The organism is Myroides sp. LJL116 (assembly GCF_054871685.1).
Genome location: NZ_JBTXLR010000008.1, coordinates 37,855 through 51,852, shown reverse-complemented (window position 1 = coordinate 51,852; position 13,998 = coordinate 37,855). Strand labels below are relative to the sequence as shown.

The 13,998-nt window shown below is 33.0% G+C and carries 11 protein-coding genes; 7 read left to right on the top strand and 4 right to left on the bottom strand.

Going from position 1 to position 13,998, the window contains the following annotated elements:
- Window positions 1–8 precede the first annotated feature (8 nt).
- Together ACYSNM_RS07445 and ACYSNM_RS07440 are read right to left on the bottom strand one after the other, a co-directional pair.
- Complete coding sequence (locus tag ACYSNM_RS07445) at window positions 9–1,001, bottom strand: glycosyltransferase family 2 protein (protein ID WP_461756314.1); 993 nt, start codon at window positions 999–1,001, stop codon at window positions 9–11.
- A gap of 7 nt (window positions 1,002–1,008) precedes the next feature.
- Window positions 1,009–1,464 carry a type I restriction enzyme HsdR N-terminal domain-containing protein gene (locus ACYSNM_RS07440; protein ID WP_461756313.1) on the bottom strand — a complete coding sequence of 152 codons (456 nt, stop codon included), beginning with the start codon at window positions 1,462–1,464 and terminating at the stop codon, window positions 1,009–1,011.
- A 56-nt stretch (window positions 1,465–1,520) separates the two neighbouring features.
- Between ACYSNM_RS07440 and holA the strand changes: the two genes are divergently transcribed.
- From holA to ettA, 3 genes are all read left to right on the top strand, one after another.
- A complete protein-coding gene (gene holA / locus ACYSNM_RS07435; RefSeq protein WP_461756312.1) occupies window positions 1,521–2,528 on the top strand; it encodes a DNA polymerase III subunit delta in 1,008 nt (335 codons plus the stop codon).
- A gap of 6 nt (window positions 2,529–2,534) precedes the next feature.
- Window positions 2,535–2,723 (top strand): CAL67264 family membrane protein, encoded by a 189-nt coding sequence (locus tag ACYSNM_RS07430; RefSeq protein ID WP_461753316.1) that lies wholly within the window; start codon window positions 2,535–2,537, stop codon window positions 2,721–2,723.
- A gap of 664 nt (window positions 2,724–3,387) precedes the next feature.
- Window positions 3,388–5,076: an energy-dependent translational throttle protein EttA gene (ettA, locus tag ACYSNM_RS07425; protein WP_461756311.1), complete on the top strand. Its 1,689-nt coding sequence runs from the start codon at window positions 3,388–3,390 to the stop codon at window positions 5,074–5,076.
- Between the two features lie 765 nt (window positions 5,077–5,841).
- Here the strand turns inward: ettA and gltS are convergent.
- Window positions 5,842–7,065 carry a sodium/glutamate symporter gene (gene gltS / locus ACYSNM_RS07420; RefSeq protein ID WP_461756310.1) on the bottom strand — a complete coding sequence of 408 codons (1,224 nt, stop codon included), beginning with the start codon at window positions 7,063–7,065 and terminating at the stop codon, window positions 5,842–5,844.
- Between the two features lie 246 nt (window positions 7,066–7,311).
- Between gltS and guaA the strand changes: the two genes are divergently transcribed.
- From guaA to ACYSNM_RS07400, 4 genes are all read left to right on the top strand, one after another.
- Window positions 7,312–8,841: a glutamine-hydrolyzing GMP synthase gene (guaA, locus tag ACYSNM_RS07415; RefSeq protein WP_461756309.1), complete on the top strand. Its 1,530-nt coding sequence runs from the start codon at window positions 7,312–7,314 to the stop codon at window positions 8,839–8,841.
- Window positions 8,842–8,911: 70 nt separating this feature from the next.
- Window positions 8,912–10,933, top strand: coding sequence for a LysM peptidoglycan-binding domain-containing protein (locus ACYSNM_RS07410; protein WP_461756308.1), 2,022 nt, complete (start codon window positions 8,912–8,914; stop codon window positions 10,931–10,933).
- Between the two features lie 12 nt (window positions 10,934–10,945).
- Window positions 10,946–11,173, top strand: coding sequence for a DUF3820 family protein (locus tag ACYSNM_RS07405; RefSeq protein ID WP_461756307.1), 228 nt, complete (start codon window positions 10,946–10,948; stop codon window positions 11,171–11,173).
- Between the two features lie 308 nt (window positions 11,174–11,481).
- The gene (locus tag ACYSNM_RS07400) at window positions 11,482–12,780 is read left to right on the top strand and encodes an NAD(P)/FAD-dependent oxidoreductase (protein WP_461756306.1); all 1,299 of its coding nucleotides are present in this window, start codon (window positions 11,482–11,484) and stop codon (window positions 12,778–12,780) included.
- Between the two features lie 15 nt (window positions 12,781–12,795).
- Here ACYSNM_RS07400 and ACYSNM_RS07395 read toward each other — a convergent pair whose 3' ends face one another.
- A complete protein-coding gene (locus ACYSNM_RS07395; protein ID WP_461756305.1) occupies window positions 12,796–13,881 on the bottom strand; it encodes a DUF3810 domain-containing protein in 1,086 nt (361 codons plus the stop codon).
- Between the last annotated feature and the right edge of the window lie 117 nt (window positions 13,882–13,998).

The following is a 13,998-nucleotide window of genomic DNA, read 5'->3' as shown; positions in this document are numbered from 1 at the left end:
TTTTATTGTTAAATGTTATTATAATATTTTTTGCCTTGCACAAAGTATCTATATACAATGGAATTACAGTGATGATAATTAGAAATTGGCTCTTGTACTACCTTGTTGTTAAAGTTTGGTATTCTTTTGTAAAATGCAAAGTGAGAGCGTATTATAGCCCAACAATGCTTAGGTTTTCCTTGGGTTAAGAGCCTGATTCCTGCTATGCCATCTAAAGATAGACGGGAAAATATCGTGCAGAATTTAGAATTTTTCGGAAGATTTTTATACATCATCAATAAAGAATTCCTAAAATTTAAATAGGTCTTTTGAGGATTTTGATATCCTAAGGTTGCCCCACCTAAGTGATAAACTGTAGATAATCCACAATATTGGGTTTTATACCCCAAATGATGTGCTCTCCAGCATAAATCAATTTCCTCTTGATGTGCAAAAAAGTCCGTATCAAAACCTTTTAATTCCCAAAAAACACTTGTTCTAATAAAAAAACAAGCTCCACTTGCCCAAAAGATATCAGCTATATCGTTGTACTGGCCCATATCTTTCTCAATGGTGTCAAAAATTCTACCTCTAGTAAAGGGAAAGCCATACTTATCAATAAAGCCACCACCTGCACCAGCATATTCAAAGTACTCTGGATTTTTATAGTCTAATATCTTAGGTTGTATAATGGCTGTATTGGGGCTGTTTTCCCAAAGTTCTAAAATAGGATCAAGCCAATTGGGGGTAACTTCTATATCTGAATTAACCAGTGCTAAGTAAGGTTCTTCGATTTGCTTTAGTCCTATATTATATCCCCCTGCATAACCATAATTATCCTGGTTTTGGATTATTTTTACCTCTGGGAACTCTTGCTGTAAAACTTCTAGAGAGTTATCTGTGGAATTATTGTCAATCACATAGATCGTAGCCTGTGGGGAATATTTTACAACAGAGGGTAAAAATTGTTTCAATAAAGCTTCTCCATTGTAATTTAAAATGGCAACGGCTATTTTTTTCATAATTGTATTATTGGATAAATGGTGTGTAGATAGGGTAATCTCTTAAAAAGATATATTTATTATTGGAGTAATCCATTTGGCAGAAATAGTGATTAAGTCCATTGGTTACATACAAATATCTAGATCTAAGTTCAAAGTTATATCGAGCAATTTGATCAAAGGTCTCTTGAGTAATCTTAATGGAAGGAGCTTTACACTCTATTAAAATCTCAATTTGACCATTTGGTTGGAAAACTACCACATCGTATCGTTTGTTCATCGTATTGATCTTAACTACTCTCTCTACGCTAATTAAGGATATGGGATAGTTTTTAATATAGAGTAATTCATGGACAACATGTTGCCTAACCCATTCCTCAGGGGTAAGTAAAACAAACTTTTTACGAATCACATCAAAAATAGATAGCTTATTTTCACTATTTTTGAAGCGAAATTCAAATACGGGATAATTTAACTTTTGCATAAAGCAAAGATATTTTTTCTTTGTGAACAAGGCAATTAAAAAACAAAGGTTTTATTTTGGAGCAAATCAAACAGATAATAAAAAATATAAAGAGTAATAATGCAGCACCTATTTATTTATTAATGGGAGAGGAGCCTTATTATATAGATAAAATAAGTGATTTCATTCAAGATAATGTACTCTCTGAAGAGGAACAAGGATTCAATCAAATGGTTCTTTACGGTAGAGATGTTAGTATACAAGATATTATTTCAAATGCTAAGCGATTTCCTTTAATGGCCGATAAACAGGTTATCATTGTCAAAGAAGCCCAAGACCTAGCCCGTAGTTTTGATCAATTAGAAGCTTATGCAAACCAGGTACAACCCTCTACAGTTTTAGTTTTATGCTATAAGTATAAGGTAGTGGATAAACGCAAAAAGGTATATAAAGCTATTGAAAAAGCTGGAGTGATTTACGAAAGTAAAAAACTCAAAGAATATCAAATTGAACCTTGGCTAAATAAACAGATATCAGCAAAGGGATATACTATAGAGCCCAAAGCAAATGCCATGTTAGTGGAGTTTTTAGGAACCGACTTGTCTAAGATAAGTAATGAATTAGATAAGCTTATGCTGGTTATTCCTGCTCAAAGTACTATCACTCCTTTGGTAGTTGAGCAAAATATCGGAATAAGTAAGGATTATAATAATTTTGAATTAATCAAAGCTATAGTAGAACAAGACCGTTTTCGCGCTTTTAAAATTGTAGAGTACTTTGCTCAGAATCCTAAAAATAACCCTATAGTGGTAACGGTTGCTTTAGTATATGGTTATTTTAGTAAACTTCTACTGTATCATGGATTAGCAGATAAAAGCTCAGCAAATGTTGTAAAGCAGCTTAAAATTAATCCTTATGCAGTAAAGGACTATCAACAAGGAGTAAAACACTACTCTATGAAAGCAGTTAGCGGTGTTATTGCTAGTTTAAAGGATATAGACTTAAAGAGTAAAGGAGTAGGTTCTTTTAGCGCCACTCAATCAGATCTATTAAAAGAAATGTTAGTAAAGATTTTTAGTAAATAATTAATTATGGGATATAAGTTAGATAAAAACAAAATATTGGGATACGCCACTCTTATTATGATTTTAATGGGAGGTTTGCTAATTGGTTTAGGAGCATTGAAGTATTATGATGTAGCTGGATGGGGATTTGTATGTGTAGGAATTGGATTTTGGGCTATCGCATGGGTATTTAATGCCTTAAAAGGTAGGGTATAATGTTTTGTTTTGACTGACAAAATTAACACCTTTAGCTATGAGCTTCAAAAATAGGTGAAAGTAAAAAAGGCAACGCTATAGTAACTATAGGGTTGCCTTTTTTAATTGCTTATGCTTCTATACATACCTTTTGTCATCAAAACTTGTGGTATAATAGGATTGATTAGGTAAAACTTGTAAAAATATATTCTACAATACAATCTTCACAAATTTTAAACTAATTAAATCCCTATACAGTTTTGATACTCATCCTCTGTGGTATTGTTTAGGTGGTTTGCCGGAGATATGCTATCGCACATTTGACAAACATAAGCATCGATTGAGGGATCGTAAAAATGATTTTTATGATTATCCTCACAAAAATCATTCTCTTGTACTAAAGAATAATTTTTCATAGAATATTGATTTTATAATTTCCTTCTAAAAATACAATTTTTATATTTAATAGCCTAGTAAAAAATATGAATTTCATGTAGATTTACGTAATTTATTAATTTATTAACGATAAAGTGTGTTTAAATTAACCTTAGCCGCTTCCTTGTGAAAAAACAGTTTCTAAATTGGTTAATAAAGCGTACTTTTGGCATATGTGAGCAGAATAGACTACATTAAGAGTTTATTCCTTATTGCATATTTAATTTTTTAATTCAATTTATTATACTTTATGTCAGACGATAAAAAAGTTATTTTTTCGATGTCAAAAGTGAGTAAAACCTACTCATCGACAAATAAAACAGTTTTAAAGGATATTTATTTAAGCTTTTTCTATGGAGCTAAGATTGGAATTCTGGGACTTAACGGTTCAGGAAAGTCTTCCCTTTTAAAGATTATTGCTGGTGTGGATAAGAACTACCAAGGAGATGTTGTTTTTGCTCCAGGATATACGGTAGGATACTTAGAACAAGAGCCACAATTAGATGAGAGCAAAACAGTAATTGAAATCGTTAAAGAAGGAGCTGCTGAGGTAGTTGCTATTTTAGATGAGTTCAATCAAATTAATGATATGTTTGGCTTACCTGAGGTTTATGAAGATGCAGATAAGATGCAAAAGCTAATGGACCGTCAAGCAGAGTTGCAAGATAAGATTGATGCAGCTGGAGGATGGGAGTTAGATACTAAGTTGGAAATCGCAATGGATGCTTTACGTACTCCTGAGCCAGATACACCAATTAGTGTTTTATCCGGAGGGGAGCGTCGTCGTGTTGCTTTATGTAGATTACTTTTACAAAACCCAGATGTGTTATTACTAGATGAGCCTACCAACCACTTAGATGCTGAATCTGTACATTGGTTAGAGCAACATTTACAACAATATAAAGGAACTGTTATTGCCGTAACCCACGACCGTTATTTCTTAGATAATGTAGCAGGATGGATTTTGGAGCTAGATAGAGGAGAAGGTATTCCATGGAAAGGAAATTACTCTTCTTGGTTAGATCAAAAAAGTAAGCGTTTAGAGCAAGAGGAAAAAGTTGCTTCTAAAAGACGTAAGAACTTAGAAAGAGAATTAGATTGGGTTCGCCAAGGTGCTAAGGGTAGACAGACTAAACAAAAAGCTAGGTTACAAAACTATGATAAGCTTTTAAATGAAGACCAAAAGCAATTAGAGGAGAAGTTAGAGATTTATATCCCAAATGGTCCTCGTTTAGGTACAAATGTAATCGAGGCAAAAGGAGTAAGTAAAGCTTTCGGAGATAAGTTATTATATGAAGACTTAAACTTTACTTTACCTCAAGCTGGTATCGTAGGGATTATCGGGCCAAACGGTGCTGGAAAATCTACTATCTTCCGTATGATAATGGGAGAGCAAGAGCCAGATCAAGGAAGTTTTGATATTGGTGAAACAGTAAAGATTGCTTATGTTGACCAAACTCACTCTAATATTGATCCAGAGAAATCTATTTGGGAAAACTTCTCAGATGGTCAGGAATTAATTCAAATGGGTGGACGTCAAGTTAACTCACGTGCTTATTTAAGCCGTTTTAACTTTGCTGGTTCAGAACAAAACAAAAAAGTATCTACTTTATCTGGAGGGGAAAGAAACAGATTGCACTTAGCAATGACCCTAAAAGAAGAAGGAAACGTACTTTTACTGGATGAGCCTACAAACGACTTGGATGTAAATACATTACGTGCATTAGAGGAGGGTCTAGAGAACTTCGCAGGATGTGCTGTAGTAATTTCCCACGACCGTTGGTTCTTAGACCGTATTTGTACGCATATTTTAGCTTTTGAAGGAGAGTCTCAAGTATATACTTTTGAAGGATCTTTCTCTGAATATGAAGAGAATCGTATTAAGCGTTTAGGAGATGCAGCTCCAACACGTTTAAAATATAAAAAGTTAGTACGCTAATTTTAAACACTTTTTAAAAAAGGTCTTAGAGTAATCTAAGACCTTTTTTTGATAGATATAAAAAGGCTTTATTAATATCTCAAATCACTAGTTTTTACTGTGTTGCTAAAGTATGTAGTTGTATTTGCATTTTAATTGCTTGGTTATTATGGTTTTGAGAACAAGCTGTATTTCTTTAAATCTATCATTGCTATAGTTTGTATCATTTTTATTTATTGAATAGTATATTAAGTCAAATTACAGAAGGAATTTAATATATTCATCTATAAAAGAAAGGATAGTAGGGCTAAATCGCTATAATTTGTAGCTTAATTTAAACGTTAAGAAATTGATTTATAATAGTCTGGCTTTTTGAAAGGTTTGTTTTACTCTTGATATATGATTTTAGATGCTATGTATTGTATCTAAATGAAATTGAGTTGTATTTATTAAGGACTTAGTCAAAATGTTTCATTATCTATTGGTATATATTTTAATGCCTAGCTAGCTTAAGATAGGGGTGTTTGATATAATTGGACGAAACGTTTTTACAAATGGTTATTCTCCTAGTATTATAGGGGTAGAAGCTCAATATTTAACCCTAGATATAATATCTGTTTAAATGCGATCTAATAAGGAATATGGGAGTAGTAAAGAGTGGAGGTGAGCTATATAGCTTTGGAGTATGCTCTGTATTAAATTGCACCTTTAGAATATAGAATAAAAAATGGGGGTCTTTACTTTAAAGTAAAGACCCCCATTTTTTATAAGAAAACTTATTTGACCTTATATAAAGGTGATAAATAAGTTTAAAATAAGTGCGTTTAAAATATCAATAAAAAAGGCACCAACCATTGGAATAACTAAAAAAGCTTTTTTAGATGGTCCAAAGCGGTTTGTTACTGCTTGTATGTTAGCTACAGCTGTTGAGGTTGCACCTAAGCCAAAACCACAATGTCCTGCTGCTAGAACTACTGCATCGTAGTCTTTACCCATAAAACGGTAGGTAATGTTGGCAGCGAATATAATCATTAATACAACTTGTAATAATAAAATAAATAACACAGGTAAAGCTAGATCAATAATCAACCATAATTTTAGACTCATTAAAGCACAAGCTAAGAAAATGGATAATCCAATGTTTCCTAAAAGTTCTGTTGGTTCATCTACAATTTTGGTTTTAAATAGATGAGTGGCTGTATTGCGTATTAAAACTCCAATGAATAAACACCAAACAAAAGCTGGGAGTTTAAAACTGTATTGTGCATTCCAAGTAGCAAGAATATTACCAACCACTAAACAAATTGCAATCATTGTTATAGAACCAAGTACATTTCGGTAGTTAATTAGGTTAGGTTTTTCTTCAAAATCAGCAGGCTCATTTAAGCTAGAGAACTCTGGATTTAACTCTGCTGTTTTATTTGCTTTAGAATCTAAAGGAGCGTAGTTCTTCTTTTTTAGTAAGCGGTAAGCCAAAGGTCCTCCAATGGTACCACCAAAAATTAAACCGAAGGTAGCACAGGCCATTCCAATTTCTTTCGCACCTGGTAGTGGGTTGCCACTTTGTGCAAAATCATCTGCCCAAGCTCCAGCTGTCCCATGGCCACCAGTTAAGGTAATTGAACCTGCAATAAGTCCAAAACGTGGATCTAAGTCCATGATTTTAGCCATTGTTACTCCTAAGGTGTCTTGACAAATAATGAAAGTAGCTGCAATAACTAAAAAGAAGATAAGGGATTTGCCTCCTTTAATAAGTTGGGCAAAGTCTGCGTTAAGGCCAATAGAAGAAAAGAATATTAACATCATTCCTTGTTGCAGTCCTGCGTGGAAAATAAATTCTTTTCCTAAAAAAGAATATGCCCCCCAACAAAGTAGTGCAATTAGGAACCCACCCACTACAGGCTCGGGTATGTTGTACTTTTTGAAAAAATTAATTCTTTGAACAATTACTCGGCCTAAAAATAGTACCAAGCAAGCAAACATAAGAGTTTCGTATATTCCAAATTCCATATATCTAAGGTGATTTTTGTTTTAAAATATTAATAATTCTGTTGTAAGAGTAGCAAATATATAGAAACAAGTCTCTAAAAAAATAAAATGGAATGAAATTTTCTCGTTTAACCATATATTTAGTACTATTATCATATATTATGTAAGTTTGGAGGTGTTTTTTTGGGTTATATGGAATGGAATAAATTCCTTAAAAATAATTGAGAAGATTTTTTGCTGAAAGTAAGGAATTAGCTATTTTTGCGCATGCAACACAATGTACTTATATTAGATTTTGGATCGCAATACACACAGTTGATTGCGAGAAGAGTTCGTGAAATGAATATTTTTTGCGAAATCTTACCTTACAATGAAATACCAACAGACATGACAGAGTATTCTGCTGTTATTTTGTCTGGTAGTCCTTATTCTGTTCGTTCTGAACAAGCTTTACATCCAGACTTGACAAATATTAAAGGAAAAATGCCTTTATTGGGAGTTTGTTATGGAGCACAATATTTAGCACACTTTAACCAAGGAAATGTAGCCCCTTCAAAAACAAGAGAGTATGGGCGTGCAAATCTTACTTTTATGGAAGAATCGGAGCCTTTATTTAAGGATGTTCCTGCTTCTAGTCAAGTATGGATGAGTCACAGCGATACAATCGAAACTTTACCAGAGAATGGTGTTTTATTAGCTAGCACTAAAGATGTAAAAAATGCAGCTTATAAAATTCAAGGAGAGACTACTTATGGAATTCAATTCCATCCAGAGGTTTTCCACTCTACAGATGGAGCGGCAATCCTAAAGAACTTCCTTGTTGATATTGCTAATGTAGAGCAAAACTTCACACCAAGTGCTTTCGTAGAAGAAACGGTAGCTAATTTAAAACAAACTATTGGTGAGGAAAAAGTAGTTCTAGCTTTATCTGGAGGAGTAGACTCTACTGTAGCTGCTGTATTATTGCACAAAGCTATTGGAGAAAACTTACACTGTATTTTTGTAAACAATGGGCTTTTACGTAAAAATGAATTCCAAACTGTACTTGAAAACTACAACGGAATGGGGTTAAACGTAAAAGGAGTAGATGCTACAGATCGTTTTATGGAAGCTTTAGCTGGTTTAGAAGAGCCAGAAGCTAAAAGAAAAGCAATTGGTAGAGTATTTATCGAAGTATTTGACGATGAAGCAAAATTAATTAAAGATGCTACTTTCTTAGGTCAAGGTACTATTTATCCTGATGTAATCGAATCTATCTCAGTTAAAGGACCATCAGCAACAATTAAATCTCATCATAACGTAGGTGGTTTACCTGACTTTATGAAATTGAAAATTGTTGAGCCTTTAAGAATGTTATTTAAAGATGAGGTTCGTAGAGTAGGTGCTTCTTTAGGTATTGATCCTGAATTATTAGGAAGGCACCCTTTCCCAGGACCAGGATTAGCAATTCGTATCTTAGGAGATATCACCCAAGAAAAAGTAAGATTACTTCAAGAGGTAGATGCTATTTTTGTAGAAGGATTAAAAGAACATAATCTATATAACTCTGTATGGCAAGCAGGAGCAATCTTATTGCCTGTAAATAGTGTAGGAGTTATGGGAGATGAAAGAACGTATGAGAAAGTTGTAGCTTTAAGAGCTGTTGCTTCTACCGATGGTATGACTGCAGACTGGGTTCACCTTCCGTATGAATTCTTAATGGAAATTTCCAATAAAATCATCAATAATGTGAGAGGGGTAAATAGAGTAGTGTATGACATTAGTTCTAAGCCGCCTGCAACAATTGAATGGGAATAATTTAACCAAATAAGTAAGTCGCTGTAACTTTGTTGTAGCGACTTATTATTTTATTGAATAGATTTGCACAATGAGAAAGAATTTTATTGCTATTTTATCCGCATTTATTATTACTGCTAGTGGAGTTAGTGCTCAGCAGAGAGAAACCTTTTCTACCTATACAGTGAGTAAAGGTGAAACAATTAGTAAAATTGCTAGAGATTATAATATTACCGTTACAGAGTTATTTAAATATAATCCTGAGGCAAAAAGTGGAATTAGACCAGGACAGCTGCTTTTGATTCCACAGAAATACGAGTCTACTACAAAACAAACTAATTCAGAATCTACTACAAAACAAAGTAGTTCAGAATCTACTGCTCCTAGTACTAAGCAACACACCTATGTAGTTCAGCCTAAAGAAACTTTATATAGTATTAGTAAGGCTCATAATGTAAGTATTGAAAATCTGTTATTTTGGAATCCGGAATTAAAATTAACTGGTTTGCAAACTGGTTCTGTTATAATAATTGGGCAAGATCAACAAAATCCTCAAGAAGGATCTGTTAAATACCCAACTAGTTTAACAGCCTCTTCTGTAGATACTATTGTAGATATTAATAATATATATTATAAATATATAAAGGTAGAGCCTCAATCTACTTTATATGGACTAGCTGTGCTTTACCAAACTTCTATTCAAAGATTAGTGGAATTAAATCCTGAGTTACAACAAGGATTAAAAACTGGTCAGCAAATAAAAGTACCTTCTTTTGGTGCTACAACTATAGCAAAAGAAGATAAGAAAGTAGATCAAAACAAGCAAACGCCTGATTTTGTATCCATAAGAGTGGAGCCTAAACAGACCTTATATAGTTTAGCGCGTAATTATAATGTGAGTGTTGGTGATTTGCTTTTATGGAACCCAGAGATTCAAAAGCAAGGTCTTCAAAGTAATATGATTATTAAAATTAAGGTTGATAATCCGCAAGATTTCGAGCAAATTATTGTAGAACAGGATTTTACCGATACAATAGATGCTCCTTTAAAATTAGAGAATTCACTGGATTTAAATACTTCAAAGAAAGTTGCTCTATTGTTGCCATTTAATGTTAATGGGGTAGGAGAAGACGTAGAAGCAAAACTTCAGAGTGATAATTTTTTAAATATGACTCTTGACTTTTACTCTGGTGCTAAATTAGCAGTTAGTAAAGCAAGATCTATGGGACTTGATGTTCAAGTAGATGTATTTGATTCTAATGAAGGTAAGAATTCTTCAAGTGTTATCGAAATATTTTCTTCTAATAATTTTAGAGATACGGATGCTATTATAGGGCCGTTCTTTCAGTCCAACGTTGAAAATGCAGCTAAGAACTTACCTAATAGTAAAGTTGTCTTAGTTTCTCCTTTATCAAATGAAAAGGCTGTGGGTTCTGCTAGAGTAATACAAACTATGCCTTATAGTGATGTTTTAAAATCTACTTTACTAAATTATTTTTTAAAGCAAAAGGATACTAAAGTTACTGTGATAGTGGATGATAGAAGAGCCTCTACAAAGAAATTTATGAGAGAAAACTATCCTTCGGTACGAACAATTAGTACAACAGACTTAGCTAGTGTAGATAAGAGTTTATCTTCAGGAGTTAAAAATGTTTTTATTTTAGATTCTGCAAGTATTGAGTCGGCTTCTTTATTAACTAAAACATTGAGCAAATTAGTGGGTAGTTATGATATTCAACTAGCTAGTTTTGACAAATCTGATATATTTGAGTATAGTGAAATTACCGTTCAATCTTTAGTGGACTTAAAATATATTTACGCTTCAGTAACTAAAGATACGGATAATTCAATGGATGAAGCTGATTTTTATCAAGCATATAAAGATCAATTTAAGATTGCTCCTAATCGCTTTGCAGTAAGAGGTTATGATGTGACTTTAGATGTTATTTTGAGGTTGTTTCAAAAGCAAGGTTTTTCACAAACCCTACAGTTAAGTTCTCAAGAATTAGAAAATAAATTTGACTATGTACCAACTTCTAATGGTGGTTTAACTAATAAAGGAGTTTACTTACTACAGTATAATGATGATTTTACAGTAAAAGTGGTACAGTAATTATTTAGATTAATGATAAATAACCAGGAGTATTTAGTGGAATTGGCCCATGCAAGAATGCCATTTGGTAAGTTTCAAGGGGTGTATTTAATTGATTTACCCGAGCATTATGTGGTGTGGTACCATAATAAAGGTTTTCCTAAAGGAAAGCTCGGCGAGCAATTAGCTTTGGTTTATGAATTGAAACTTAATGGTTTAGAAACTATTATTCATAATATTAGAAGAAATTATACTAAATAAGAAAGAATATAAGGCTTAAGAAATTTTCTTAAGCCTTTTTTTATGGGATTGATTTTTCAAGAGGTTTGTAGGTATTGTTAAAATTTCAGGGCGTTTTCTTCTTAGAATTGATTTTTGTGTACTTATTTTTGAGTTTTAAGTAGAATAATGTAATTGAAACAGCTAGGTTTGTTGATTATATAAAAAAATATATAAAAGTTTGTAATGTCAATAACTATGCGGGGTTTTGCTGGAAAAAAGGTTTTTAAAAAGGCTTTACGAAGACAATAATTAATCGTAAATTTGCACCTTGTAAAAATCGAATGATTATGATGAATATTCCAACTTCCAGTTTACCACGAGTAGTTATTATTGGTGGAGGTTTCGGAGGACTGTCTCTTGCTAAAAAATTAAAAAATCAAAACTTTCAAGTTGTCTTACTTGATAAGCACAATTACCATACGTTTCAACCATTGTTATATCAAGTTGCAACAGGTGGGTTAGAATCAGGGTCTATTGCATACCCGATTCGTAAGGTAGTTCAATCTCAAAACGAGGTGTTCTTCCGCTTAGCAAATGTAGAGCGTATTGATACCCAAAATAAAAAAGTAGTTTCTGATATTGGTACCATTTTTTATGACTATTTAGTAATTGCTACTGGATCTAAGACTAATTACTTCGGAAACGAGGAGATTAAGAGAAACAGTATGGCAATGAAAACTATACCTCAGTCTTTAGATATTAGAAGTTTAGTTTTGGAAAACTTTGAAGCTGCTTTATTAACTAATGATATTGAGGAGCGTAAAGCATTAATGAACTTTGTTATTGTAGGTGCAGGACCAACAGGAGTAGAGTTAGCTGGTGCTTTGGCGGAAATGAAAAAACATATCTTACCGAAGGATTATCCAGACTTAGACTTTAGTTTAATGGAGATCAACGTTGTTCAAGGTGCAAATAGAGTACTTGATGCTATGAGCGAGAAGAGTTCTATTGCAGCAGAAAAATTCTTAAAGCAACTTGGAGTTACTGTTTGGTTAAGTGAGATTGTTACCAATTACGATGGGGAAAAAGTAACCACTAAGAGTGGAAATGACTTTATTTCTCAAAACGTTATTTGGACCGCTGGTGTAATGGGGGCTGATATTGAAGGTTTCGATAAGCCAACTGTTATGCAAAGAGGTAATAGAATGAAAGTTAATGAGTTTAACCAAGTGGAAGGTTTTAGTGATATTTTTGCTATCGGTGATATAGCCGCAATGATTACTGAAAAAACTCCAATGGGACATCCTATGATGGCACAACCTGCTATTCAACAAGGAGATTTATTAGCTAGTAACTTAGTTCGTTTAGCTAAAGGGCAACCTATGAAGGCCTTCAGTTATAATGATAAAGGTTCTATGGCGACAATTGGACGTAATAAAGCTGTAGTGGACTTACCAAAATTCCATTTTAATGGTTTCTTTGCTTGGTTTGTTTGGATGTTTGTTCACTTAATGTCTTTAATTGGTTTTAGAAACAAATTAGTTGTTTTCTCTAACTGGTTATATAACTACCTAATGTTTGATAGACAAGCGCGTTTAATTATACGACCTTATAAAAATAAACACAAGATAGATAAACAATCTTAAGGCGTTAACATTGTATTAGTAAAGAGGTTTCTTCTTTTGGTAATTAATCAAAAGATCTACGAATTTGCTATAAGACTGCAAACCATGCTGTTGGTTGTTGACCTTTAGGAAAGTGTCATAAAATAGTGTAAAGAAAGAATCCGTAAAGTTTCTATGCTTATGCCAAAACACTGCGTTTTCAAGGATATTATCTTTAATACCTTGGGGAATGCTTTGAAGGATAGCAAGGAATTCTTCGGATTCTTTTTTGTTTAACTCCCCTAGGCAATACCTTAAAGCAAATATATTTGCAGCGTATTGATTTAGTAAAGAATTATGGTGATAATTGGCTAGAAATCCTATAAAATTGGCATCACTTTCTCTTGCGAAGCCATATTGATGCGCTACCTCATGGCTAGCTGTAATTGGCATGGTTAATTTTGGGATATGCCTATTTATTTGAGCCTCGTTAGTCAAGGGGTTAATATAACCGGAAAATCCCATAAAAGTAATTAAGGAACTATATAAGGATTTTTTCAAAGAGGTTTCTCTATAGGAAAAGATGCCAAGTTGTTTAGAGGCTTGTTTTATACCCATTGGTACTCCTTGGATGATTTGATCTACTGAATCATTGTTTTTTACTGCAATATCTTTATGAGCTGCAAGTTCTTGATGTTGTTGTTTCGTTTTTTCTATAATCAACTTGGTAACCTCTACTAATTGCTGTGTAGTATAACTTTGTTCTAAGTCAAGTTGTTTGTCAATTGGAAGATTGTAATTATTGAGACCCCATGTGATATTAAAGATACTCCAGGCTATTGAAACAGTAAGTATTGTATTGGAGCCAAATTGAATCAATTTTTTCTTTACAGTGATTGGGCTACTAATAAGAGCGAATATATTGTATAAGATAAAACCAATTAGTCCTATATAAACAGTGTCTCCAACTGAAAAAGGCAGATGTTTTGTTAGAAGGTTTGTATAGTTACTATATAAAAGGTATATATCATTTGTATAGTATTTTTGTACTAAAACGGGATGATAGCTTGCTATATAAAGTAAGATCCATAAAGTAATTGCTATATAGATGCTTAGGAGTGTTTTCTTGTTGAAATTGCCCATTTCTATGATTGGATTGTTTTTATAGTCAATTTAAAAGGCTCATGTAGGGGAAAGATAAGCATTTTAGTTGCATTATTTCAAGCTTTAAATGTTCTAAGTAGTAGGGAATTGTTTTGT